This window comes from Enterobacter sp. RIT637 (assembly GCF_019718755.1).
GTDB lineage: Bacteria > Pseudomonadota > Gammaproteobacteria > Enterobacterales > Enterobacteriaceae > Enterobacter.
This window is the reverse complement of the sequence record NZ_JAIHAZ010000087.1, coordinates 1-648: the sequence shown is the minus strand read 5'-3', so window position 1 is coordinate 648 and position 648 is coordinate 1. Positions and strand designations below refer to the sequence as shown.

General features: G+C 49.2%; 1 protein-coding gene. It reads right to left on the bottom strand.

Annotated elements, in window-relative coordinates:
• On the bottom strand, positions 1 to 648 hold a 648-nt coding region (locus K5E19_RS23315; RefSeq protein ID WP_221553299.1), incomplete at both ends, for an EAL domain-containing protein.

Here is a 648-nt window from a genome sequence, read left to right as displayed (position 1 = left end):
TTCCCCTGCATGGCACTAAAACGGAAAGGCATCACCCGTCGCAGAACCTCTTCATCATCCACTCCCGCGATCATCACCGACAGGCAGTACGGCGAGATTTGTGCAAGGATCGCGCGCATAAAGGGCTCGAAGGAAAACTCCGCGACACGCTGCTGGATAAACCCTTTATCCAGCGCAACACGGGTAAACAGCCCGTCAAAAATGGCTTTATTCGACGCGGCACCGGCACCGTAGTCGGCCAGCACCATCGGGAAATGGATCGCCATTCTCGCCAGCATAAGATCATCTTTGCCGTTATTTAAACCGGGATAATTCTCATTAACCGTGAACTCAAGAAAAGGATAACGATCTAATATTGCCCCGGCATTTCTGTCCGTTAAAAGATACTCACTAATGACCGGCGTCATATTTATCCATGCAATAAGCTGATGCTGCACAAAAAAAAGTTTGCAGGAATCCAGCAGATCGAGTTTCTCTTTAAACAGCGTTAACTCGTCTTCTGCAGTGAGATGAGGCTTCACCAGCTCAGTGGGGATGCGGACGTCAGCCCCCACGCTAACAAAGTTAGCAAGGATCTCTAAACCCTGTAGCTCCCCTGCGATATTGCGCGCCGGGAGTAATAACAGTTCAGATTGATAAGGATTATTC